The sequence below is a fragment of the Streptococcus mitis genome, assembly GCF_003943905.1.
In the GTDB taxonomy this organism is placed as follows: Bacteria; Bacillota; Bacilli; order Lactobacillales; family Streptococcaceae; genus Streptococcus; species Streptococcus mitis_BC.
In genome coordinates, this window is the sequence record NZ_RJNS01000001.1 from 476,830 (window position 1) to 502,408 (window position 25,579).

Here is a 25,579-nt window from a genome sequence, read left to right on the forward strand (position 1 = left end):
TATCGGAGGACAATTGATGAACTTACGGCCAATGGAAGTAAGAGACAATCCAGCTGTAGCGCAACTCATTCGAGCTAGCCTAGAGGAATTTGGGCTTGACAAACCAGGAACTGTCTACTTTGATTCTCATCTGGATCATTTGGCCGACTACTATCAACAGCAAGAGAGAGCAGCTTACTTTGTTCTGGAAGATGAAGGTCAGCTGGTTGGCTGCGGTGGATTTGCACCTGTGTCCGATAAGATTGCTGAATTACAAAAACTGTATGTCACTAAAAATAGCCGTGGCAAAGGTTATTCCAGCAGGTTGATAAAGCGGATATTCCAGGAAGCCTGCCTAGCAGGTTATGAACAGCTTTATCTAGAAACCTCTACTGAACTGTCTACGGCCGTGGCCGTCTATCAGCACTATGGTTTTACAGCACTGCAACAACCACTTACTAACGCCGCCGGCCACCCAGCTATGAATATCTGGATGATAAAATCTCTCTTATCAGATGAATAGATATTAGTATACTCTGGTCGTCTCGAGGACATCATAACCAAGATCCTCAAAACAGCTAAAACAACTTTTAAAAATGTAGCCAAGGCTATGATAGTTAAGGTATTGTTTCAATTGATTTTTCAATCCTCAATCACTCCGATTGGGGATTTTTATATTGGTTTCAAAAAAGCTCACTATTTTTAATAGTAAGCTTAAAAATCAAAATTCACTTTATTTCTAATAAGGCAAAAGATAGGCATTCAACTATTTCATTTACTGCTTCATCTATGTCTAGGTCCTCATTATCATTCAACATCATTGGAAGAGCATAAGAAAGACTCAAAGCTAGAATATAACGAACGATTCTTTCATTTGACCAATCTCGGATAACACCATTTTCTTTATACTGATTCAGAACTGGACTAATTGGCTTAATGATAGAGTGAACAATAACATTCCCTAACTGACTAGAAATAGTTTTATCAATAAAAGAACGACTCAAGAGAATTTTAACTTGCATTTGATTCTCCTGAATGAAAACTAGTCTATCTCGAACAATGCTTCTCAAAAACTGTGGAAAAGTATCTTGGTTTGCTGTAAATTTCTTCTCAGAAAAATCGGCAATCACATCTGGAATAACCTGTTCGAGAAAAGTTGATAGTATAGCTTCTAAGATGCCTTCCTTGGTTTTAAAGTAACTAAAAACTGTCCCTTCTGAAACTCCAGCCTCCTTAGCAATAAGGCTGGCTGTTGTATTTTCAAAGCCAATTTCTGAAAATAGCTTTAGACTTGATAACAATACTTGACGTTGTTTTAAACTCAAGTTGCTATTTTCTAATGTCTGAGCATACTTTTGTTCTAAACTTTCCATTGCTGGCACCTCTCTGCTACTCTCTTACTTTTACAACCTTCTTACCTCGAGTATGTCCCGACTTCAGGCTACGATATGCCTCTCTAACTGACTTTAGAGAAAAATCATAAACCTGGTCAATATTCAGCCGAACCTTCCCATCTGAGACCATTTCCACTAGAGTGTTAAAATCATCATATGTAGAATGTCTCGGACCCGTGAACTGAGCACCTTTTATCATAACATATGGTGAAGGTACTAGCGTTCCAATGGCCGTGCCCTTCAATCCCAAACTGAAAGCCAATTTAACATAATCACTTCCATAGCAATCCAAAAATTTTGTAATTGGCTTTGCACTTGCTGATAGAAGAGCATTCTGGATGTTCTCTTCGTAGGCTACCGGTATAGCACCTAAAGACTTCAGATAATCTGAATTTTTCTTACTCGCAATTCCAATAACTGTCGCACCTTTAGCAACCGCATACTGTACTGCGATACTTCCAATACCTCCTGCTGCTGCTGAAATAACTACAACATCTTTAGAGTTTAGCTCAATCTTTCTAAAAGCACCTCCCACGGTTAGAGAGGCTACACCCATAGTAGCTGCATGGTTCATATCAATCATCTTTGGCTTCAACACAATTTCTGATTCATTGACACAAATTTCTGTTGCCAAAGCTCCCCTCTTGGTGCCTAATCCAGGGTCACTGATCATTGTTCCAAAAACCTTATCACCTACTTCAAACCGACTTACTCCTTCACCAACTTCTGTGATAACTCCAGCAAAATCCCGACCAATACCTCTTGGAAAAAGAGATGACTTTGACTCAAACCAACGACTTGGCTTCCTTAGTTTCGTCATAAAAGATAGAAAACGAAGTGGCTTTGCACCCTCAAAAGTTTTATAATCAATAGGATTTAAACCAACTGCATAAACTTCTACCCTAACTTGATTCACTTTCAAAGAATCAGATTTAATGTTCACTAAATCTAACACTTCTTCATCACCGAAACGACTATATTGTATTGCTTGAACAACCATTGTATGAACTCCTTTATACATCTAAAAAATTGAGTGAGCACTCAATCATTTTTCTTAATTATATGCTTATTCCCCATAGATGTCAACTATACTGTTTCCAAAAGTTCTAACTAAGTTAGCTGTTCATGATAAAAATAGATCTATTTTTCCTTATGAAAGATTATCAAACTAGAACTCAAAGAAATCCGACTGCTTATAAAAGCAGCCGGATTTTTATATATCTAATTTATCAAAAAATTTGCCTGTTGACTGCTTTTCTTTTAGCTTCTCCAGCAGCTCATTTTCCAGAAAAGGACTTAGTTCATCAAAATATTGACAAACCTTAAAGACAGTTTCTCTGTCCATCTGGCTATAAGCTAGTTCGTAATAATCCTTCTTATGATGCCAGTTCTGCTCATAGTTGATATCTGTTCGTTGATAGTAAACAATATTTTGCTTCGGTGTCAGGTAAATCTTCTGTGTTAGAATGCTTTTCCGATCTTTGGATAACTTGCTACGACTGAAAATCTTAACACCTTGAAAAATCTTGCGCTCATGGATACCTTGATTTGTGACTTTTAATTCAACTCTTTTATAGTGCATATAGTCACCTCCAAAAATTACTTTCATTATATCAGACTCTGGCAGATTTGCAAGCAAAAGTGTCATTTCCAAAAATCTTTAGTAGCCTCTAAAATTTCTTCTGTCGGTGTTACTGTGGCCTCAATAATGCTCTTGCCAGTCCTTTTCAGATAGGCTTGTATCAGATGATAGCCATAAGCATAGCCTGCAGCATAGGGCATTCCAACCGGTATTTGACCTTGAATCTCAGCTATTTCATCACCGTAAAGATAAGAAGCCATTTCCGCCATCCCTGTTAGCTGAAGCTGACTTGAGATGATGGGCTTAATCTCTTCTAACTGCTCGGAACTAGTTGAAGTGACCCAGGATCCGATGAGCTCTTTACCATAGAGCTCAGCAGCAAAAGACTCTGCTAATCCTTCACTGACTACCCAGTCTGCTAGTGTCGTCTGCTGGTTCCATTTGATAAATTGGAAGCGAACATTGTGGTTGCACTCGTGAGCCAACGCGGCTTGCACACGTGGTAAAGTATAGTCATTCGGCAACAGACTAAGCATGAGGTATCCTGGAATTCCTCCATCTCCACTGTATCCCTTATTAAGCTGTAGCATAGGTTTTTCTGGATTGCCCAGTAAAATAGTAAAATGGTAATCCTCAACCTCTAAATCATAGCCAGCCTGCTCGAAAAGACCGATACTCCTTTTGATGGTATCCTGGCAGTCCTGCCAGAGTTGATCAGAGCTTAGAGAGTCGATAGCTGGTCTATCCTTTTCTGAGAGAGTTGCGGGCAACAGATTCATAAAGCCAAGTAGAAATAGAGCATCAAAACCTCCAGGATACTTCGCTTTTAAAGGAATGTGTTGAGTTTGGTATTTCGTTGCAAAAGGTGCTAATATTTTGGCTCGAAAGCAACCTTCTCTCTTTTCTAAGGGTAGCTCTAGCATCTCTTGATAAACTTTATCTGAACGAATCATATTGATTTTCATAGTAATCTCCTTTCTTATCTACTACTAGTATAATCCCTTACCCAAGGTCAGGGTCAAGAAGAAAATTGAATATATATCAAGATTCTAGTAACTGTTAGTAAAAAAACTAGAACTTTCGTATCAGACCATAATTTCAAGTAGGTTTACCCATTTTAAATCAAACCAAATATTTCACTAAAATACTATAAAACAGTAGAATTTACTGATTTTATCTAGCACCTTAAGAAGTAATAAATATAAATTATAATTTAAAACTCCTTTTCCAATTCTCTTTCAATCGCATTGCGCTTGCCATCTATTAGTTTATCCAAGTACCGTAGCAACTTAATGTAGTCTATATCAGTTTCAAATATCTCTTTAATTCTTTCTAGGAGTTCTTTTTCTAATTCCAACACCGGAACGTGACTACCAGTAAAAAAATGTGAATAGGGACTAAAATGTATTTCTTGGAATGACTTCTTGCCAAATCCTTTAGCTCTGAGAAGATTAAATAGTATTAGTTTTTGATTGCTGTTTTCTAAAAATTCTACACCTAGATTGACCAATCTAATTGCAAATTGCTCATTGTTTGTTTCCTCAAGCATTTCTAATATGATCTGACTGTCATTTTTTATAATATCTTCAAGCATATTGTTATAGTAGTAATATGGCCTATTTATTGCAAAGCGGATAAACTTTTTATAAATTTCTTTCTTATCTCTAAATCCATTTATAGTATGTAATACCATGTATCCTAAATTAGAGCTTCCCATTTTTAGCTCATCAATTTTCTTCAATACTTCTACCGCAAAATTAATATCATTTTCTCCTAATTTTTGAAAAAGCTTATAGGTGTGATCCTTACTGCTCCCTAAATTGATTAAATACTGAGACTTTAAATCGTTTTCTCCAATTAGATTTATTAATTTTGGCACCTCTTCTTCTCTTATAAAATCAGGAATAACAAAATTTGTATTCCCAGCTTTTTGTATTAACAACTCTTTTAATCTAGGATCTTTCAAAATCAATCTCTCAAAATTTAAAATTGTAAAATAATATGGTAAAGAATTAGCTTTTAGAATACTCTTTAATGTTTGTAGATCTTCATTTTTAACATTTTCAATTTGTGTTAAATAAGCAAGTTGCCATTCATATTTTTCTAATTCTTGAGAGGAAGTAATAACAGACTGCATTGAACTTTTCTCAATATTTTCTAAAAAACTAATTGGATTCCTATTTACAAAATGATAGTTTGATTTAAACATTAAATTTAAAAATCCAATTTTTTTATCATTTTCTAATAGCAAAAACATATTGAATAGTACTAGCTCAATGTTAGTGTCATTCATAAATAAGCTATGTTTGAATTGATTTGCAAAATTGAAAATATTTTGCCAATTGTTTGAATATCTATATGCAATTTCTTGTAATCTTATTTTAACATCATCTTTATGAATCCAGACATGATTATGATTGGTCAAATTATTATATATATCTTGTCTCTCAGAAATCATATAATCGTCAAACACACTCGATAAGTTTTTTTTCACTTCAGCTTTATGTAAAGTATAAACTATTTGTTCTTCAATCATAGATAATTTTTTTATGTCGTAAAAAAATAATTCTCTAATGCTTTTCAAATCTCTATTAATAGTCATACGATGACTTTCTGAATAAGTCAAAATTTTTCTTCTGTAATCATACAGTATTCTCTCAATATAAAGTCTAATATCAACACTCCCAACATTATATATCTTTGCTAAAAATTTCAGTATACTTCTATGATACTCTTTCAGTTTTTCACTATCAGGAATGGTACATTTCCTAAATGTAAATGATTCCTCATAAGCTTCTGTCCTGTCGATAGTAATTTTAAGATACTGCTTCAAAATTGCCGCGCTTAATTCTTGATTATAACTTTTCATCAAATCAAGATTAGCAAGTTCAGAAATAGTATTTTCAGCTAAGATATAATCAATATATTCTCTTTCGGTAACCAATCCGTAGTTTGCTTCAAGAATACTATAAACCTCAGAAATCTTATTAGGATTTTTATCAAAGTACTTTAACAATAATTGGAGAATTTGACTACAATATTTTGTCCGTGTAGTTACAAATACAATATTTAAAACTGAATCCTTAATAGATTCCTTTTTATCCTTCTGATTAATAAAATTAGTCTTTGTATAAGCCTGAGACTCTATATTATCAATTTTATTTTTAACGTGTGAAATTGCTTCTAGAGGAAGTAATACTCCAAATTGTATTAAAAACTTTTCTTTAAGTTCATCGCTTTCAAAATTACTTTCATTGTAATAATATGATTTAACTGCATCAGAAACGCCTTTTAAATCACTCTCTTTCCTAATAAAATTGGAACATTGATTTAGTATTTGAACAACTCTTTGATCGTTTACTGGATATAACTCATGTAAAATTTCTAAAATTGATATTTTCTTATTAATTAAAAACTTGATAACTATATAATCATCTAATGATTGATCTGCTATCTTTACAATTTTGTCGTTATAAATATTACACAACTCTCTCTCGTGAAGCTTCTCCACTGCACTCTTAAAGTCAGTATTTGTTATATCAGTTATTTTTAGTAATTTTTTGAATTCCTGGTTCTCTTCTAAACTTTCCAGTCTAATCTTTTTTAAGTAAGATAAAATAAATAAAGTCTTTTGTTCTGCATAAATAATGTTATTTTTATTTAAAATTTCTTCATAGTAATCTTTTAAAATATCAATCTCGTCATTAAAATTAGTCAAATCCCGAGAGCTAGATAACTTCGCTGCAATGACTGCAATACGCGGATTGCTTTTAGATATCGTTTTTATATGTTCAATTTCTTTATTGGTAAAATCGTTTCGAGAGAATTGATTGAGTAATTCCTTAAAATTATCATCTTTTATAAGTTCTGGCTCAATATTATTGTACCCATAAACTTTAACATTATTGATTACATCTTTTTTAGCATAATCACGTACCGTAAGAATAAACCGAATATTACTAGTCGTGTTCAGTAGCCCAAGTGTAGAAATATAATTTTGTGTAGTATTAACATCATCAATAAAAACAATATTTTCTTTGTGTAAATTTAGATTGCGTTTTACATCTTGGTAAATATCCTGATTATTGCTCTTGACACAAATAATGTTATATTTATTTCGATCGAGCAAAGAGCAAATTTCAATTGCTAATCTAGTTTTCCCTGTTCCAGGCTTAGCAGATATTAAGAAGATTCGTTTTTCACTTGATTTAATGGTATTTATAATTTCACTTACATCTCCAATATAGTCATTTGATATAGGTGCATTAGTTTTACTCTCATCATGAATTCTTATGAAGTCATTGATAGACCAAACTTGCTCTGTAGATTCACTGATTGATAGATACTCTTTTGCTAAATATTGAAAATCTAACTTTGTAAGATCATCAGCAATTTCATTAATTCCAATCAATTCTAGCTGATAAGGCTCAGCTATTTTTTCTAGATCTTCTTTTTGTTTAATTGTTATATTTGAAGAAGTATGACAACAAATAAGTCTCGCAACCTTATCTTCAGAAATATTTTCATCTAAAATTTTTTTCTTAACTGAATGAATATCTTCTTTTAATTTAGATATTATAGATTTATGTGTACCATACATGATATAAACATATTTACCTTTTTCCTCAGCATAAGAATCAGGAATTCCTTTAGTAGTCTTATCCGTTCCTTCTTGTGAACCTAATGAAACAATTTTAAAATTGTATTTTCTTCTCAGGTACGCATCACCTAGTTTTTGAAATCCTCCTCCCTCTAACTCTTTAATACCTTGTTCAATTTTATTTATTAAACTCATCATAATAACCTTTCCAAAAATGTAGTTCGATATTATTATATCATACTAAACCAAACAATGAGTTATAGATCAAGGAAAAAACCAGAGACTGTACTTCACCAATGTTTAATGGAAAGCCTATTATTCAAAACTTGTTTGTCTCCTAGATAAATTATAAAATAGTTTGCCCCTTTTTTGCCCCTTCTTGAACAAAAAGAAAAACCGCTAATTCTAAGAATAGCGGTTTAATAATGTTTTTAAGCTACTAAAGTAGTTGCTCTATTATTTAAGAGTAACTGAAGCTCCAGCTTCTTCCAATTTAGCTTTGATTTCTTCAGCTTCTGCAGTTGGAACGCCTTCTTTGATGACACCTGGTGCACCATCAACAAGTTCTTTAGCTTCTTTAAGTCCAAGACCAGTGATTTCACGTACAGCTTTGATAACGCCAACTTTTTTGTCACCAGCAGCTGTCAATTCAACGTCAAATGAATCTTTAGCAGCACCAGCGTCAGCAGCACCAGCTGCAGCTACAGCTACAGGAGCAGCTGCAGTTACACCAAATTCTTCTTCGATAGCTTTTACAAGGTCGTTCAATTCAAGGATTGAAGCTTCTTTAATTTCAGCAATAATGTTTTCAATGTTCAATGCCATTGTTATTTCCTCCAAATAAGTTTTTAATTTTATAATAGTTTTTCCGTAGCTAAGCTACGCTGCGTAGCTTAAGATTAAGCTGCGTCTTCTTTGTTGTCTGCAACCGCTTTGACTGCAAGAGCAACATTGCGCACTGGCGCTTGAAGTACAGAAAGGAGCATAGAAAGAAGTCCTTCGCGGTTTGGAAGAGTTGCAAGAGCAACGATTTCTTCTTTAGATGCGACAGCGCCTTCGATTGCACCACCTTTGATTTCAAGTGCTTCAGCGTTTTTAGCAAAATCGTTCAAGATTTTTGCTGGTGCGATAACATCTTCGTTAGAAAATGCTACTGCAGATGGTCCAACAAATACTGATGCAAGATCTTCAAGACCAGCTTTTTCAGCTGCACGACGCAAGATTGAGTTTTTAATGACTTTATACTCAACTTCGCTTCCACGAAGCTCACGACGAAGAACTGTATCTTGCTCAACTGTCAAACCACGAGCGTCTACAACGACGATAGATGCAGCAGCTTTCATTTTTTCAGCTACTACGTCAACTAGTTCCGCTTTTTTAGCAATAATTGCTTCACTCATTAGTGTGTTCACCTCCGTAATTATTTTGCTTGGGGAATTTTTCCAAAAGAAAAACGCGCCCAAACCTAGACACGAAAGTACAATACGCTTCTTTTTACATGATACGTTTTGTCCTCGGTAGGATTTTTATGAGTCAAGCTCCCCTACTGTCTTAGGCAGTTTTTTCAAACCGTATATAAGTATAGCATAGACAAAAAAAGAATGCAAGATTTTTGCAAACTTTTTTTAAATTTTTTTAAATCTCTACTGTCAAAACTTTGCCTTGCTTAACTACCTGTTCTCCAGCAATGTAGACATCATCAACATCACTAGATTTGACTGCATAAACGAGGTGAGAGAGCATATTTTCCTGAGGTTGGAGATGGATTTTCCCTTGTGGTTGGATGACGAGAAAATCTGCTTGCTTACCAACTTCCAGACTTCCTATCTGTTCGTCCATTCCAAGAACCTTAGCACCTTCTATCGTTAGAGCTTTGAGGGCTGTTTCAATTGGAAACTGGCTGGCATCTCCACTCTTCATTTTCTGTAAGAGAGCTGCTGTTCGTCCTTCCTCAAACATATCAAGGTTGTTGTTGGAAGCAACCGAATCTGTCGCAATACCTACTGCCACTCCTGCTTTTTGAAGTTGGATGATGGGAGCAATCCCTGAGGCTAGTTTGAGATTACTGATAGGGTTGTGGGCAATAGCCACTTGAGAGGAGGCCAAGCGCTCAATTTCTCGTTCGTTTAATTCGACCCCATGAGCAAAGACGGACGGATGGTCTAAGTAACCCAGTTCTTCTAGAAAGGCAAGGGGACGTTTGCCGTATCGTTTCAGGATAATTCCTGACTCTTCCTTGGTCTCTGCCACATGGATATGGATTGGAATGTCCAGCTCTTTTGCCATATCTAAGCTCGCTTGAAGCAAGTCTTTGCTACAGCTGTATGGAGAATGTGGCGCTACCATAACCTTGAAATTTGGATCTTCATATCCTAAGATTTCCTCGATGATAGCTCGTGTTCTGCTTATGGTCTCAGCAGTTGTTTCTGTCTCTGAAGAAAAGAGGGTCGGTGAGAAATAACAACGCATCTTAGAAGCCTTGACTGCCTGATAAATTTGCTCAATATCCACACCATTGGGATTATACATATCGTTGAAGGTTGTTGTTCCTGACTGGAGCATTTCTGTCAGAGCCTCTTTGACTGCCTTGGTAGTCATGTCGGGAGTAAAACCTGCTTCTGCTGGCCAGATGTAGTCATTGAGCCATTCATGGAGATTACTATCATCCCGAATCCCTCGCAAACTTGTCATAGCAGAATGGGTGTGACAATTGACCAAACCAGGCATGATCCAGGCTCCCTGATAGTCTATAATCTGCTCAGCTTGCTCTAAAATTTCTTGCTTCTCTTGACCAACATAGACGATTTGAGAATCCTTAACAGCCAAGATACCATCCAAATAAACATGGAAATCTTTGTCACAAGTCATGATATTTACATGCTGATAGACTTTCATTGTTTTCTCCTTCTAAGACCCTGATTTTTTCTAGCTATTGTAACAAAAAAGTCACCCGAAGGCAACTTTTTTTCCATAATATTGCAAAATAGAAAGGATTATTCAGAGCTAAAAGCTGAAGCTTTTTGCATTTGGTGATACTTGCCCTTTCTAGCCATGAGGTCCTGATGGTTACCATGCTCAACAATGTCACCATCTACCAAGACGAGAATCAAATCCGCATCCTGAATGGTTGACAAACGGTGAGCAATGATAAAGCTTGTGCGCCCCTTCATCAGTTTGGCAAGGGCATCCTGAACTAGCACTTCTGTCCGCGTATCGATGGAAGAAGTCGCCTCGTCTAAGATGAGAATCTTGGGAATAGCTAGAAAGACACGGGCAATGGTTAAAAGCTGAGCCTGACCGACAGAGAGAGATTCACCTGCATTTTCCAACTTGGTATCGTATCCCTGTGGCAACTGTTGGATGAAAAAGTCTGCGTTGGCTGCTTTGGCAGCGGCAATCACCTGCTCCCGACTAGCATCAGGATTTCCAAAGGCAATATTATCATGAATGGTCCCTTGCTTGAGCCAGGTTTCTTGGAGTACCATGCCAAACTGCTGTCTCAATGATGCTCGGGTATAGTCATAAATGGACCGTCCATCTAGCAAGATATCTCCACTATTGATAGGATAAAAGCGCATGAGGAGATTGATGAGAGTTGATTTGCCAGCACCTGTCGGACCAACAATGGCAACCTTGCTACCAGCTGGAATATCAATGGATAAATCCTTAATCAAGATCCTTTCAGGATTGTATCCAAAAGAAACATGCTTAAAGGAAATGGCTCCCTTAACTTGGTCACCGGTAAAGGCTTCCTTACCTGTTTCAGTCACCTCAGGACTCTCTAAGACAGCATAGACGCGCTCTGCGCAAGAGAGAGCACTTTGCAACTCTGCTAAAACAGAAGAAATATCGTTAAAGGGCTTGGTGTACTGCTGGACATAGTTCAAAAAAGTCACTAAACGACCGATAGTCAGGGTGGACCCCATCATGATACGATAAGCTCCCACTCCAGCAAGAAGAGCATATATGAGTGCATTAACAAAGCGAGTCGAAGGATTGACCGTTGATGAATAAAAGATGGCTGACTGAGAATAACCTGCGTAGTTGGCATTCGCCTCGTGCAGTCTTTGGATAAACTCTGTCTGAGCATTGAAGGACTGGATAATGGTCTGCTGGCTAAGTGATTCTTCAATCAACTGAGTCTGAATCCCCCTCGTCTCTGTTTGCTTCTGGAAAAGATGATAGGACCGTTTGGCAATAAAGCGTGAAATCATCATAGACAGCGGCGTCAACAGCAAGACCAAGAGGGTCATGAGGAGGTGGATTTGGAGCATGGCTAGAATACTAACCAAAATCATCAAAACACCAATGAAAAATTGGTTAAAAATCATGGTCAAACCAGCTGCCAACTGCTCTATGTCCGTGGTCACACGACTGACCATCTCTCCACTTCCTTGCCTATCTACAAAGGCAATCGGTAAACGATGGAGCTTATGAATGATTCGCTCTCGTAAATCTCTGGTATAAGAGAAGATTAGGCGATTATAAAGAAGAGGATTGGCCCATTGTACCAGTGTATTTCCTATTACCACCAAGATCATCTGGAGAAAAATCTGCCAAAAAACTGGTGAAGAACCAGCCACCAGGACTTGGTCAATGACCCGCCCAATCAAGATAGGTAGATAAATTGATAAGCCAACTTGGGCAATAGTTCCTAGAAAGGCTAGAAAAAGGAGGAAGGGATGGCTTGCTAAATCCTTAACCAAACGTTTGAGCGTCTGGTTTGCGGTTTGTCGTCTCATGCTAGTCCTCCTTTCCATGTTGGGATGCATTGATTTCCCGATAGACTTGGCTGGATTTCATCAAGTCATCGTGCTTGCCAACAGCTAGTAACTCACCTTTTTCCAAAAGGAGAATCTGGTCAGCCATCTGAAGCGTCGAAGTCCGTTGAGAAATCAAGATTAAGCTCGTGTTTGGCAAATTTTCTCGAATAGATTTAAAGAGCTTGGACTCGGTAATGGTGTCGAGGGCCGAGGTTGCATCATCTAGGATGAGAAACGGAGCTTGGCGCAAGACCGCTCGGGCGATAGACAACCTTTGTTTTTGTCCACCTGAGAAATTTCGACCTCCTGCCTCAACAGTGGCATCTAAGAGACCTTCCTTATCACTAACAAAATCCTTAGCTTGCGCAATCTCCAAGGCCTGCCAGAGTTGCTGGTCAGATACTTCTTGATTGAAACCTAGAGCCAAGTTAGAACGAATAGTTCCTTTAAAGAGCTCGACTTTTTGAGGCACATAGGCAATCCAAGACCTCCACTGCTCCAAATTAAGAGGACTACGTCCATCTCGATAAAGGTTAATGCTTCCCTTATCTGCTGGATATAGACCAAGTAAGACTTGCACCAAGCTTGATTTACCAGAACCCGTTCCCCCAATGATACCAAGGATTTGTCCTTGCTTCATATCAAAGGAAATGTCTCTCAGAGAAGGCTGGGCCGCATCAGGATAAGTAAAGGTCAATTTTTGGACTTGTAAAACCTGATTACTGGAAGCTTGCTTTTGTTCTAACTCCGAATGGATATCTTCTGGAGCCTCAGCAAAGACTTCCTCGATTCGTTTAGCTGAGATATAAGACTGATTGAGAGAATTGATCAACATAGCTAGCTTGACCAATTCCACCAAAATCTGCAAGAGATAGTTGATAAGGGCAATGAGGGCACCTTGACTGAGTAAACCTCCTTGAATTGAAATATATCCCTGCCAGATGATGACGAGAAGAGTTCCATTAACAATCAGATAGGTCAGAGGTGTTAACAAACTAGACCAGAAACCCGTCTTTTCTTGCAATCTAGCATAAACTTGGTTAAGGGTTTGAAAAATTTGTAACTCTCGTTTTTCCTGACCAAAAGCACGAATAACTCGCATGCCTTGTAATTGCTGACGCGTTTCCTGAACCAGTTGGTCCGTTTTCTTTCTGAGACTACTGTAGAGAGGATTGACCAGTCGAGAGAGACCGACAATAACGATTGTCAAAAAACCAACCATGACCAAAAACCAAAAAGTCAGCTCAGCTGAGATGCGATAGGCCATAAAGATTGCACCAAAAACGATAATAGGCGCTCGCAAAAAGAGGCGCAGGAATTGATTGATACCAGTCTGTATCTGGTAGGTATCAGAAGTCAAGCGGGTCACCAAGCTAGAAGTTGTCAAACGGTCTCTGCTGTCCTTAGATAAAGAAAGAATATGACGATAGAGGTCGTTTGTCAATTCCTTGGCAAAACCTACCGCTGCCTTGGCTGAATAGAATTGAGCAATCAAGGCTACTAAAACGCCAATCACTGCAAAGATAAGGAGTAGGCCAATCTGAATCCAGAGGTGCCCTTGATCTGCCTGAGGTAAAGATTGGTCAACAATCCCAGCAATCACCATGGGAACCAAGAGCTCAAAAACAGCTTCAAGTAACTTGAATAAGGGAGCTAAAATGGCTTCTTTGATATAGGGTTTGAAGTAAGATAGTAAGTGTTTCATAGATCCCTTCTATTCTTATGCTGGAAATGAAGAAAGTGGGAAGCCCTACCCTCTCAGTTTTATTTGTTTAAGTAAGGTAATAGATAGCCATATCCTGCTTTTTCCATCTCATCCTTGGCTACAAAACGCAAGGAGGCCGAATTGATACAGTAACGCAGGCCACCTAACTCCTGAGGTCCATCTGTGAAAACATGACCCAAGTGAGCATTTCCTGACCGAGAACGAACCTCGATTCGCTCCATTCCATGACTCAAATCCTTGTAGTAGTGAATCAACTCCTTAGAAATCGGACGACTAAAACTTGGCCAACCACAACCTGAAGCGAACTTATCCTTAGCAAAAAAGAGTGGCTCACCAGTCGTGATGTCTACATAAATCCCTTCTTCAAAGGTCTGGTCATAAGCATTGCTAAATGGAGCCTCTGTTGCAGCTTCTTGGGTGACACGATAGGACTCTTCAGATAAACTTTCCTTTAACACCTCTTGACTAGGTTTTTCATAGTTTGCTGCATCAATCAATGGCTTCTCAGCATCGGTCACATCGATATGACAGTAACCTGAAGGATTCTTCTTAAGATAGTCTTGGTGGTAGTCTTCCGCCAGAATATAGTGGCGAAGTTTCTCCACTTCTACTGCAATCTTTCGACCCAGCATACGCTCCTGCTCCTGCACCACAGTGTAGATAGCTGGCAAGTCTGCTTCATCTTGGTAATAGATTCCAGTTCGATATTGACGACCACGGTCATTCCCTTGCTGGTTGATAGATAAAGGGTCAATGACACGGAAATAATAAAGTAAAATTTCTCTAAGTGACACGGATTTCTCATCATAAATCACTTGAACCGTTTCTGCATGGTCTGTTTCCTTGAGCAGCTGATAATTGGTCGTTTCGACTTGCCCATTAGCGTAGCCAACACTGGTTGCTAGCACTCCAGAAATTCGGGAAAAATACTCCTCTAAACCCCAAAAACAACCACCTGCTAGATAAATTTCTGCCATCTTCATTTCTCCTTCATCAAGTTTTTAACTAATACTCTTCGAAAATCTCTTCAAACCACGTCAGCGTCACCTTACCGTAGGTATGGTTACTGATTTCGTCAGTTCTATCCACAACCTCAAAACACTGTTTTGAGCAGCCTGCGGCTAGCTTCTTAGTTTGCTCTTAGATTTTCATTGAGTATAAACTTCTTTTCAAAAAAAGGATAGGAAGCCCTCTGGTCGAGAGTTTCCCCATCCTATCTTCTATTCTTTATTTTGCTTGGACACGGACACCTTGGGTATCAACTTTCAAATCATGCAATTTTCCTTTGAAAGGTTGCTTTTGCAATTCTGCCTTAATCTTGGGCATCTTGTCATGAGAAGCCAGAACCATAACTGTCGGCCCTGCTCCAGAGAGATAGGTCGCATAGGCTCCATTTTCTTTGGCTACTTGCTTAATCGTCGCAAATTCTCTCACCAAGTCCTGACGGTAACGCTCGTGGAAGAGGTCTCCCTCGATTGCTTGTCCAGCTGTCACCATGTCTCCTGCCAACAAGGCTGCAACAGCTACATTTGCTATAGAACTGGCAGCAACAGCTTCCTTGTAGGATAATTTCTTAGGTAAGACACCACGGCTGTCTCGAGTGCGTAATTCATAGTTGGGAATATAAGCTAGAAAATCACACTCGGGGAAGTCTGCCACGATTGCTGAAACATGCCCTTCAACAGAGCTCGCAATAACGAGATTACCATAAATGGCTGGAGCCACATTGTCAGGATGTCCTTCAATCCTAGTCGCCAGCTGCAATTTGTCGTGGTTAGATAAGTTGAGTTTGCCCAATTGGTTGGCCAGTTCAATCCCAGCAACAATAACCGAGCTTGAAGAACCCAAGCCACGCGCCAAGGGAACATCACTGGTCATTTTCAAGCGTCTCGGTTGCAAGTCTGGCGCAATTTGCAAGGCAATCTTGAGCAAGAGATTACGCTCGTCATGGGGAATCCATTTGCCAATCTGGTGTTCAATCAACCACTCATCTCGTTCTTCACAGACCTCAATTTGAAGATACTTGGTTACAGCTACACCGACCGAATCAAAACCTGGCCCAATATTGGCACTGGTTGCAGGTACAATAATCTTCATCCTATTCTCCTAACACCTTGAAGGTATTCAAGAGGTCAAATTCTGAAGCTTTGGCCAACTCAGCTGAAACATTCTCAAGTTGTGCTTTATTGATCTTATGAGTGATAATCACTACACGCGCCTTGTCACCCTCTTTGCCATCTTGGAGGATTTGCTTGAAGGAAATATCTTGAGCGTTGAAAATCTCAGCCAATTTCAAGACCTGACCTTTTGAATCTGGTGCCAAGATTGAGAAATAGTAGTTTGCTTTAACATCTTCTGGATTAGCCAAAACCAAGTCACGGCTGTATTCGTTGAAGTCTTTACCAATAGTGCCATCATTCAAGCGACGAACGATACGGACAATGTCCGCTACAACACTTGTTGCAGTTGGTTTTTGGCCAGCACCTGGTCCGTAGTACATAGACTCACCGATACCGATAGATTCTACAAAAACGGCGTTCATTACACCATTCACACTGGCAAGTGGATGTGCTTTAGGAAGGAAGGTTGGAGTCACTTCTGCAGCAATACCCGAAGGAGTTTCCTCGATAGAACCTACCAATTTCACTACATAGCCCAGATCTTGGGCTACAGCTACGTCTTCTGGTGTGATGTTGCGGATTCCCTTGTGGGCTACATCGTCAAAGGCAACCTTCATACCAAAAGCAAACTGGCTCAAAATCACCATCTTGTAGGCTGCGTCAATCCCATCCACGTCATTTGTAGGGTCGCTTTCTGCAAAACCTAATCTTTGTGCTTCCGTAAGAGCGTCATCGTAAGACCAGCCTTCTTCAACCATCTTGGTCATCATGAAGTTGGAAGTTCCGTTAACGACACCAAGAACGCGCGTGATTTTGTCAGAAGCCAACGAATTTGCTAGAGTGCGAAGAATTGGAATCCCACCAGCAACTGCCGCTTCGTAATAAAGTGCTACATTATGCTCTTTAGCAATTTCTAACAATTCTGCTCCATGGACAGCCAAAAGATCCTTGTTGGCAGTAACAACGTGTTTCCCAGCTTCCAAGGCACGCGTGATAAAGGTCTTAGCAGGCTCAATACGCCCCATCAATTCCACTACGATTGTAATGTCCTTGTCTGCTAAAATATCATCTACATTGGTTACAAAGTTAAAGTCATTTCCTGCTGCAAGCAAGCGGTTCTTTTCATCTTCATCCTTGACCAATACCTTGGCTACTTCAATCTCTGAATGAGCTGACTGAACGATTTTTTCTCCATTTTCCTTTAGGAGGAAAGGCACACCACTTGCAACGGTACCAAATCCAAGTAAAGCAATTTTAACTGTCATGTTTGTCTCCTAGAAATTTTCTGATATAGCCATTATAACAGAATTTTGTGAAAATTCCTATCCAAGAAAACCACTATTTATAGATAGAAAAGAAAAAACGAATCCCATGATTCATCTTTCTTGATAAATGAAAATTGATTTTAAAAATTATGAACGAATCTTTTGCAGACCGAGAACTGCGTCATGGTTAATCAAAATGTGCCCATACTCTTGCAAGACAGAACGACTGATATCACTATCATCTGCAAATTCACGCATACGAGCCAAGAGCCAAGCTGGATATGGACTAGGATGATTTTCCACATCGACTAAGATTGTCAAATAGTAGTGCCCATTCATCTTATAGAGTTCAGATGTTTCCATCTGGTAGTTAACCGTCTTTGCAAAAGCAACCAAGTCAGCAAGGCTTGAAAAGCGCAGGATATAGTAGATATAAGGTTCTTTCTTATTCTCCGTCTCCTTGTCTGCCTGCTCCTGCTCCTCTTCCTTAGTCTCGACCTGTTCCAATGATTGGATGGCCTCAATATCATCCTTGGTCTTTTCTGCGATACTCTTTTCCAATGTTTTGAGAAATTCATCTGGAGACATTTGGGCCAATTCTTCCATGTCAGGTAGGTCTGCCAAATCTTCAAAATCCAGATTCTGGTCAATCTTGGACTTGGTCACAAAGACATCGACCTTATCTGGTTTTGGAGTCACACGGAAACTCAGCATGCCACTATCCAAGAAATTGTCTGGCATCTCTAATTCATCTAAAATAGCATAGAAAAACTCTTCGGTTTTTTCCTGAGGAACGAGAAAGTCTGCGATTTCCATTCCCCGGTCCATCAAATCATCTAAAGTCATCGTGATTTTCAGTGTTGTATCACTAATTTGTTTCATCTTCATATCTAGTAACCTCATACTTTCAGTCTATCTATTATACTAGATTTTTACGATTTTATCAAAAGAATGAAGCTGGAATGTGATATAATACTAGAGATAATGTTACATTTAAGAAAGAAAGTTCAATGAAAAATATAAAAGTTAATGCCTTGGCCAGCCTGCTGGTCAATATTCTCAATATCGTTTTTCCGCTGATAACCAACCCTTATCTGACGCGGATTCTCAGCAAATCCAACTACGGTTATTTCAATACCGCCAATACCTGGGCAAGTTTCGTTATTCCACTAGCTGCCTTTGGGATATACAACTACGGGATTCGAGCTATCAGTAAGGTCAAGGATGACAAGAATAAAATCAACTACGTCTTTTCTAAGTTGTTTTATATCTCAGTTTTCACCTCTCTCCTGACCACTGGTATCTACTTCCTCTTTATCTTCTTTGACACCAGCATTGAGAACCTGAAAGTCCTCTACTACATCCTAGGGGCCCAGGCTCTCTTCCAATTCCTCAATATCGAATGGATGAATGAGGCCTATGAAAACTATGCCTTTATCCTTTACAAGACATTGATTATTCGAATTACCATGCTGGTCGCTATCTTTGCCTTTGTCAAAACTGCTGATGATATCGTTCCTTATGCTATCGTCATGACAGCGACCACTATCCTCAACTACCTCCTTAGTTTTCTTTGGATTAAGAGAGAAGTTTCTTTTGTTAAAATTGGATTCGTCGAATTAGCTAAAGCTTCTAAACCACTCTTTACTATGCTTCTCTTGGCAAATGCCAATATGCTTTATACCTTGCTAGATAGAATGTTTATCACCAAGGGACCAGATGAAAACTATATTTCTTATTATACAATTGCCTATAGCATCGTCATGCTGATTGCTGGTGTCTTAAGTGGAGCTATCAGTGTCAGCATTCCACGTCTCGGCTACTATCTCGGAAAAAAGGACTACAATTCTTATAATTATCTTGTAAATCAAGCGGCATCATTATTCTATTTTCTCATGATTCCAACTAGTTTTGGGATTATGATTTTGGGAAAGTACGCAACGGTTATCTACTCTTCTGAAAAGTATCTTGAGGCAGGTATCGTGACCAGCGTCTTCGCCTTTCGAACCATTATCTGGGCTATTGAGTTGATTCTTGGTAAGCAAATTATCTTTATCAATGACCACGAGAACCGCTTGACTGCTTTCTACTTTGCTGGTGGTGGCGCAAATCTCCTCTTCAACTGTATCTTATATATCAATAATATTTTTGCCCCTGAGTATTATATTGCTACTACCATTATTGCAGAAGCCATCGTTGTTCTCTTAGAAATTCATTTTATTAGGAAACACCAACTAATCAATTTAAAAGAAATCTTTATGACCTTAACGCGTTATGGTCTCATATCCCTTGGATTTATCCCAATCTTCTATATTTTCAAGATGATTTTCCAAATCAGTTCCTATACGGTGAACCTCAACATGATCCTCATGGTTCTCTCTACCATAGCTACTTGTGGAATCTACTATCTCTTAACTCTCTTTCTCACCAAGGATAAAACACTTCACTATGCACTGAACCTAGTATTAGCTAAGATCAAAAGAAACTAACAGAACACCCTACTGATAAACGAGCGTTTATCAGTAGGGTGTTTCTTATTTATTCTTTTTCTTTCTTGTCAGAAGTATTGGCTTCTAGATTTGAATCTTGTTTTGGCTGTTCAGCAATAGAAGAACTAGCTTCTTGCTTCTTCTCTGACTGATCTGCTTCGCCATTGACAGCAGCAACAGCCTGTTTCCAAATGCCTTCCTCGTTTACCTTATAACCATCCGGTGTGGTAGCATTTTTCAACAAGGAACCATCTGTTTGGAAATAGTACCAATTACCGTCAATTCGTTTCCAACCGGTCTGCATAGCTCCTGATTCATCAAAGTAATAATGGTCGCCATTGATTTTGTGAAGACCAACTAGCATGATGCCATCTTCAGGATTGAGATAATACCAGATTCCTTTATCCTTTATCCAACCTGTCTTCATAGCTCCATTTGCTTCAAAGTAACGATAATGATTATCAAACCATTTCCAGCCTGTTTGCATAGCTCCTGATGCACTAAAGTAATACTGCTTACCATCTACTTGTTGGAAACCGACCAGCATGATACCTTCCTGATCTTCAAGATAATACCATGTTCCTTGATCCTTCAACCAACCAGTTTTCACAGCTCCTGAGTCAGCGTAGTAATGCCAGTGTTTATCAAGCCACTGCCAGCCTGTTTGCATGGCACCGCTGGTATTCAAATAGTAACGCGTACCATTGATTTCTTGTTTTCCAGTGAGCATGATGCCATCTTTGTCCAGATAATACCAAGTGTCCTGATCCTTGACCCATCCAGTTTTCATAGCTCCTGAGTTCGCATAGTAATACCAATTGTTCTCTAGCCATTTCCAGCCTGTTTGCATGGCACCACTAGCGTTCAAATAGTAACGAACACCATTTATATCTTGTTTTCCAGTGAGCATGATGCCATCTTTGTCCAGATAATACCAAGTGTCCTGATCCTTGACCCATCCAGTTTTCATAGCTCCAGAACTTGCAAAATAGTTCCAGTGACCATCAACAAAGGCCCAGCCAGTTTGCATGACACCTTCTTGATTAAAGTAGTATGTGCTTCCGTTGATATTCTTTTTACCGATGGTCTTTAGCCCATCCTCATCATAGAAATACCAATCTGAATCAATCTTTTGCCAAGTTGAAGGATTACCTGCTGTTTGAAGTGCACCACTGTCTGCAAAGAACATCTTCTTGCCATTAAAGACTTGATTTCCTGTTAGCATCTTTCCATCTGCTGCAAAGAGATATTTCTTCCCTCCAATTTCAGAAAGCTCACTAAATCGTCTAGCACCATTTGATTGGATATAATACCAATGGCCATCCAGCTTGAACCAACCGCCTGTTTGCATTTTACCATTTGAGTTGAGATAGTAATCATTCCCCTTAGCATTTTCTCCCCAATCATCATTAAGGTGAAGCCAGCGTCCTGCTTGCATTTGCCCTTTTCCATTAAAGAAGTAAGTGGCTCCGCCAATCTCTTTCCAACCGATAGCCATTTCCCCATCTGCTAAACGATATTTCCAGTAGCCACCTTCTTGATACCATTTTTCGTCAACTACAGGGATGTCAGGGAAGAGATTAGAAACATTGGCAAATCCGCTATCACTAATATCAAAAACAGTAGCGTCTTGAGTTTGACTAGAAGCTCTGAGAACTTGAATATTTTTCTTTTGGAGATATTCTCTGGTTGAAGCAACATTAATATCACCACCAGTTGTTTGAATAATCATCTTTGGAGATAGGTTTTCAAGAAAATTAATCGTATTTGAAATTGTCGCATCATAATGATGGTTCCATTTCATCATATCAACCTTGCCGATAACAGGACCTAACTTATCTTCCGCTCCTTCGGCATTATCCAAATCTCCACCAAGATAGATTCTCTTTCCTGCCACAGTCACCACCGAAACGATAGAGTTGGAGTTATCATCTAGAACTTTTTTCAGGTTACCATCAGCATCATATTCATTTTTATAATTATAGAGTTGGATATCCATATCACCTAATTTAAAGTGACTATCCTCGTCTGTAATATTCTGAATAAGAGTAACCCCTCGTTTTTGTGCGGCTCTCAAAGCATTATCGTAATTAAAAAGATTATCCCAGAGTCCCCAGTTTGCTGTGATCCGATCATCTGAATATTTTTTCAAATAAAACTTACCAACCTGATAACGATTAAGTATCTCATCTGCTCCGCCGATATGGTCACTATGTACATGGGTTCCAATAATAAAATCCAGTTTTTTAACACCAATCTGATCAAGATGGCGAATCAAACGGTCTTCCAAGACTTGATAATTTCTCATGGAAATTCCCCAACGACTTGGATAGCGTGGATCACTCCCATCAGGAAAGTCATAATCTTCCCCCATATCAATCAAGGCATAATGACCATTGCTTTCCAGAAGGATAGCATCACTCCCAGATTTTGCTTTAGTATTTATGAAATGGATACGATTGCCTGAACCAGCAGTAATAGTGTCTGCATTAACTTGTTGTGATAAACCAATCAACACAAAAAGGAAAGCAAGTAAACCATAACTGACTAATTTAACTAATCTTTTATTCTTCATCTTGAACACTCCTTTCTCGATGAAAACAATCTTTTACTAATCAATCCAATAATTCTTATCAGTTCCTGGAACCTGCTGTTCAACAGGTGGTGGAGTCATATAATCTGATCCAAATTCGTAGACAAGAATTTCATGGTATTTTCTCGGAGCCTTCACTACGATGTTTTCGTATGGCATATCAATCAGATCATAGAGCCATTCTTTTTTGATTCCCTCTGGAAAACTTGGATCAAATATCGTACAGGTAAGATCTGTAGCTTGATTTACACTATATTTCAAAGCAAGGTTCTCTAATTTTTGATTCCAAGTTTGTGGAGAGCTTAGACGGAAAACAGCTGACCCAATATAACGAGGCAGATTTTTTATCCCCCCATTTTCTGATTTAATTCCTTTGAAATTCAAAGAAGAAAGGCGGACAAAGTGTTTATAGAGCTTCATTTTCTTACAATCACTTTCCTCCGTCACGACACCATCGTATGGAAAAATGTCAACGCAAGTTCCTAATACAACTGTCGGGTCCAGAAGATTGGCGTCTCTACGTGTTCTAATATCGTGGACACGCATATAACTGTAAGGATAGCCTTTTGTTTCTCTAAATGAAATCAATTTGTAGTAGGGATGATTCTCATTTTTTAAAACCTTATAAAGCTTTTCAAATTCATCTCGCGCTAAGGAAATATCTGTATCATCATCCCAAGGGATAAATCCTTTATGGCGGACAGCTCCTAGTAAGGTTCCAAAATCAATAAAATATTTAATCTGATGCTGTTCACATAGTTCATGTAGATACTTTAAAATATCCAACTCCACTTGTTTTATTTCTTCAAGACTTAAAACTCTCTCAGACATACGTTTTATTCTCCTAATTTCGACTAATTCTTTAAACGATTTCTAACTGCGATTTGCTTACTTAGAACTTTTAGTGATTTTCCACAGTTTAAAATCATGGTGAGATACTCTCTGTTCAAGAGGGGGCAATTGCATGTAATCTCCGTAGTCAGAGGTCAAAATTTCATGGTAGTGTTTTGGAATCATAAATTCCTTACCTTCAAATGTTCCCACAATCACTTGTTCTAACCACTCACGTTTCCAAACTGGCTTATTCATATCCTTGTAAATCAAATAGTCAACTTGCTCGTAGTCAGCAACTGCTCTAGATTTAGCAAGCTCATCAATTTGCTCAACATACTTATTCGTATTTGTAAAATAGAAAATGACAACAGAGATATAACGGATCAAAGAATTTAGTAGACTTTTCGTGTTGGTAATTCCTTTAAAAGTGTAACAACTCAATTGACGTTTCTTTATGAGTTTCGTCATCTTGTTTTTAAAATCTGTATCATCTTCATAACCATCTACAGGGAAAATATCCACATAGATTCCCATATTTGAATCAATTCGTACATCTTCTTCGAGCAAGTAGGTATGGTTATCCTGCACTTTCATAAAAGGATAGACATAGTTGAGATTATTTTTATAAGACATGACTTCATAGCGTTCATCAGGATGAGCGATGAGGTAATCTTGTAGTTTCTCATAATCTTCTCTTAGCATGCAGATATCCATATCATCGTCCCAAGGGATAAAACCTTTATGGCGAACCGCACCAATTAGACTTCCATATGCTAAGAAATACTTGACACCAATTTTCTGACAAACTTCATGAATATACTCCATGATTCCAAGTTCCATCTGTTGAATTTCATTGATATCTGTTACTTCTTGGTACCGAACTCCTTCATCCCGTTTGCAGACTACGAGTCCATAGCCAATTGCTAACCAGAAGATGATATTAATAAAGTTGGTTGAATACATAATCTGACTCTCAAACAACTGACCAAACAAGATACCGAAGAAAAGAATCATAATCAATTTGTCAGTATTTTTCTTGGACACAATCAAATAAGTTAAAAAGCGCTTGATGACATAAGCCAGTATAAGAAGGAAGGATACCAAGCCTAGAACTCCCGAACTGACAAATATGGTCACAAAAATGTTATGGAAATTCCCACCGATAAGGGAGTTTTGAATCTCGAATTTACTGAAATATTCTGTATAGTAATCTGGAACATTCCGTACACCATAACCAAAAATTGGTTTGGCACTTCCCATCTTGATGGCATTTTTCCATATATAGGTTCTACCACTTGGTGTTGTTTCAATTAGATGGAGTTCACCGTTCTTCTTGGTAACAGACGAATCTGTCTCAGCGTAGGACTGTCCTTTGTTTAAGTCAAAAACAGTCGCAGTTTCAGATGCGATATAGATTGAAGTTACATAGCTTAATCCAATGTTGGTAGCAGTAATCAGCAAACCAGCAACTATAAAAGTGAGGAATCGTTTAAGGATACTTCCTCTAGTGGCAAAGAAACTATAGAGTCCAATCATGAGGAGTAAAGAAAGTAAGGCTCCTCTACTTTGCATAGTAGCAAAGTATACTAATTGAATCAGATTGTTCAGTTTAAGATAAACAGAATATTTACTTCCTTTATGGATCAAATACATGGCCAAAATAATGCTAATGTATGAAAATATCGCACTAGCATTAGGATTAACAATCCCCCACAGACGTCCATTCATGACACCATAGTAATAAGATTGCTCGCCAATTTTAAATAGGATAAGGACTCTACTTATCAATAAACCAAACGCAAAAATTGCTGAAGAAAAAGATACAATTTGAACCGTATAGGCAATCCAGTCAAATAATTTTTTAAGTTGCCCTGATTGTAACATGGTAAATAATAAAACATAGGTTACCATGAAAAGGATTTCAATCACATTCCCAATCAAATGTCCAGAGCGATTGAATATAGCCGATAGCAGATGACTCCCAGATAACAAGCCAAATAAGACCAAAAACTTTCGATCTACTGTAATCTGTTTCCACTTAAACAACAAGGTATAGCAAATATAAAGTACAACAATCGCTGACAATCCCTTATAGATTGGATTTGCTACCTTATAAACCAGTGAACTCATACTTAAAATCGAAATAAAAACAAATAGATATGCAATCCATAGTTTTGATTTTTCAAAGTATTCATCCATTTTTGAAAAATTCATTTTCAACTCCTTCTCATGAT

General features: G+C 38.2%; 19 protein-coding genes and 1 other annotated feature. Of the genes, 2 read left to right on the forward strand and 17 right to left on the reverse strand.

What is annotated here, in order from left to right; genetic code table 11:
* Positions 1-16: 16 nt before the first annotated feature.
* Positions 17-502: a GNAT family N-acetyltransferase gene (locus D8854_RS02420; protein WP_125449399.1), complete on the forward strand. Its 486-nt coding sequence runs from the start codon at positions 17-19 to the stop codon at positions 500-502.
* A 205-nt stretch (positions 503-707) separates the two neighbouring features.
* On the opposite strand, the gene D8854_RS02430 is transcribed toward D8854_RS02420, so the two are convergent.
* The 14 genes from D8854_RS02430 to mecA all read right to left on the reverse strand — a co-directional run bounded on the left by D8854_RS02430 (position 708) and on the right by mecA (position 18,317).
* Entirely contained in the window at positions 708-1,352 is a 645-nt protein-coding gene (locus D8854_RS02430; protein ID WP_125449401.1) for a TetR/AcrR family transcriptional regulator, read from the reverse strand.
* Between the two features lie 16 nt (positions 1,353-1,368).
* Positions 1,369-2,373: an NADP-dependent oxidoreductase gene (locus D8854_RS02435; protein WP_125449403.1), complete on the reverse strand. Its 1,005-nt coding sequence runs from the start codon at positions 2,371-2,373 to the stop codon at positions 1,369-1,371.
* Between the two features lie 213 nt (positions 2,374-2,586).
* The gene (locus D8854_RS02440; protein WP_125449405.1) at positions 2,587-2,955 is read right to left on the reverse strand and encodes an EXLDI protein; all 369 of its coding nucleotides are present in this window, start codon (positions 2,953-2,955) and stop codon (positions 2,587-2,589) included.
* A 62-nt stretch (positions 2,956-3,017) separates the two neighbouring features.
* On the reverse strand, positions 3,018-3,920 hold the full coding sequence (locus tag D8854_RS02445; protein ID WP_125449407.1) for a DUF2268 domain-containing protein: 903 nt from the start codon (positions 3,918-3,920) through the stop codon (positions 3,018-3,020).
* 248 nt (positions 3,921-4,168) lie between these two features.
* Positions 4,169-7,750, reverse strand: a complete 3,582-nt coding sequence (locus D8854_RS02450) for an ATP-binding protein (protein WP_125449684.1) — start codon at positions 7,748-7,750, stop codon at positions 4,169-4,171.
* Between the two features lie 261 nt (positions 7,751-8,011).
* Positions 8,012-8,380 carry a 50S ribosomal protein L7/L12 gene (gene rplL, locus D8854_RS02455; RefSeq protein ID WP_001196962.1) on the reverse strand — a complete coding sequence of 123 codons (369 nt, stop codon included), beginning with the start codon at positions 8,378-8,380 and terminating at the stop codon, positions 8,012-8,014.
* A 74-nt stretch (positions 8,381-8,454) separates the two neighbouring features.
* On the reverse strand, positions 8,455-8,955 hold the full coding sequence (rplJ, locus tag D8854_RS02460) for a 50S ribosomal protein L10 (protein ID WP_001287274.1): 501 nt from the start codon (positions 8,953-8,955) through the stop codon (positions 8,455-8,457).
* A 38-nt stretch (positions 8,956-8,993) separates the two neighbouring features.
* Positions 8,994-9,129: a sequence feature (ribosomal protein L10 leader region), on the reverse strand.
* Between the two features lie 61 nt (positions 9,130-9,190).
* Positions 9,191-10,450, reverse strand: coding sequence for a TRZ/ATZ family protein (locus D8854_RS02470; RefSeq protein WP_125449409.1), 1,260 nt, complete (start codon positions 10,448-10,450; stop codon positions 9,191-9,193).
* Positions 10,451-10,548: 98 nt separating this feature from the next.
* Complete coding sequence (locus tag D8854_RS02475) at positions 10,549-12,297, reverse strand: ABC transporter ATP-binding protein (RefSeq protein WP_125449411.1); 1,749 nt, start codon at positions 12,295-12,297, stop codon at positions 10,549-10,551.
* A 1-nt stretch (position 12,298) separates the two neighbouring features.
* Positions 12,299-14,023 (reverse strand): ABC transporter ATP-binding protein, encoded by a 1,725-nt coding sequence (locus D8854_RS02480; RefSeq protein WP_125449413.1) that lies wholly within the window; start codon positions 14,021-14,023, stop codon positions 12,299-12,301.
* A gap of 59 nt (positions 14,024-14,082) precedes the next feature.
* On the reverse strand, positions 14,083-15,021 hold the full coding sequence (msrB, locus tag D8854_RS02485; RefSeq protein ID WP_125449415.1) for a peptide-methionine (R)-S-oxide reductase MsrB: 939 nt from the start codon (positions 15,019-15,021) through the stop codon (positions 14,083-14,085).
* A gap of 250 nt (positions 15,022-15,271) precedes the next feature.
* Positions 15,272-16,141, reverse strand: a complete 870-nt coding sequence (gene thrB / locus D8854_RS02490; RefSeq protein ID WP_125449417.1) for a homoserine kinase — start codon at positions 16,139-16,141, stop codon at positions 15,272-15,274.
* 1 nt (position 16,142) lies between these two features.
* Complete coding sequence (locus D8854_RS02495; RefSeq protein WP_125449419.1) at positions 16,143-17,429, reverse strand: homoserine dehydrogenase; 1,287 nt, start codon at positions 17,427-17,429, stop codon at positions 16,143-16,145.
* 147 nt (positions 17,430-17,576) lie between these two features.
* Complete coding sequence (gene mecA, locus D8854_RS02500; protein ID WP_125449421.1) at positions 17,577-18,317, reverse strand: adaptor protein MecA; 741 nt, start codon at positions 18,315-18,317, stop codon at positions 17,577-17,579.
* Positions 18,318-18,439: 122 nt separating this feature from the next.
* Between mecA and D8854_RS02505 the strand changes: the two genes are divergently transcribed.
* Positions 18,440-19,918 (forward strand): oligosaccharide flippase family protein, encoded by a 1,479-nt coding sequence (locus tag D8854_RS02505; RefSeq protein ID WP_125449423.1) that lies wholly within the window; start codon positions 18,440-18,442, stop codon positions 19,916-19,918.
* A 49-nt stretch (positions 19,919-19,967) separates the two neighbouring features.
* On the opposite strand, the gene D8854_RS02510 is transcribed toward D8854_RS02505, so the two are convergent.
* The 3 genes from D8854_RS02510 to D8854_RS02520 are packed head-to-tail and all read right to left on the reverse strand — an operon-like array spanning position 19,968 to position 25,559.
* Positions 19,968-22,493 carry an MBL fold metallo-hydrolase gene (locus tag D8854_RS02510; protein ID WP_125449425.1) on the reverse strand — a complete coding sequence of 842 codons (2,526 nt, stop codon included), beginning with the start codon at positions 22,491-22,493 and terminating at the stop codon, positions 19,968-19,970.
* 36 nt (positions 22,494-22,529) lie between these two features.
* Positions 22,530-23,342: a LicD family protein gene (locus D8854_RS02515; protein WP_125449426.1), complete on the reverse strand. Its 813-nt coding sequence runs from the start codon at positions 23,340-23,342 to the stop codon at positions 22,530-22,532.
* 57 nt (positions 23,343-23,399) lie between these two features.
* Positions 23,400-25,559 (reverse strand): LicD family protein, encoded by a 2,160-nt coding sequence (locus D8854_RS02520; protein ID WP_125449428.1) that lies wholly within the window; start codon positions 25,557-25,559, stop codon positions 23,400-23,402.
* Positions 25,560-25,579 lie beyond the last annotated feature (20 nt).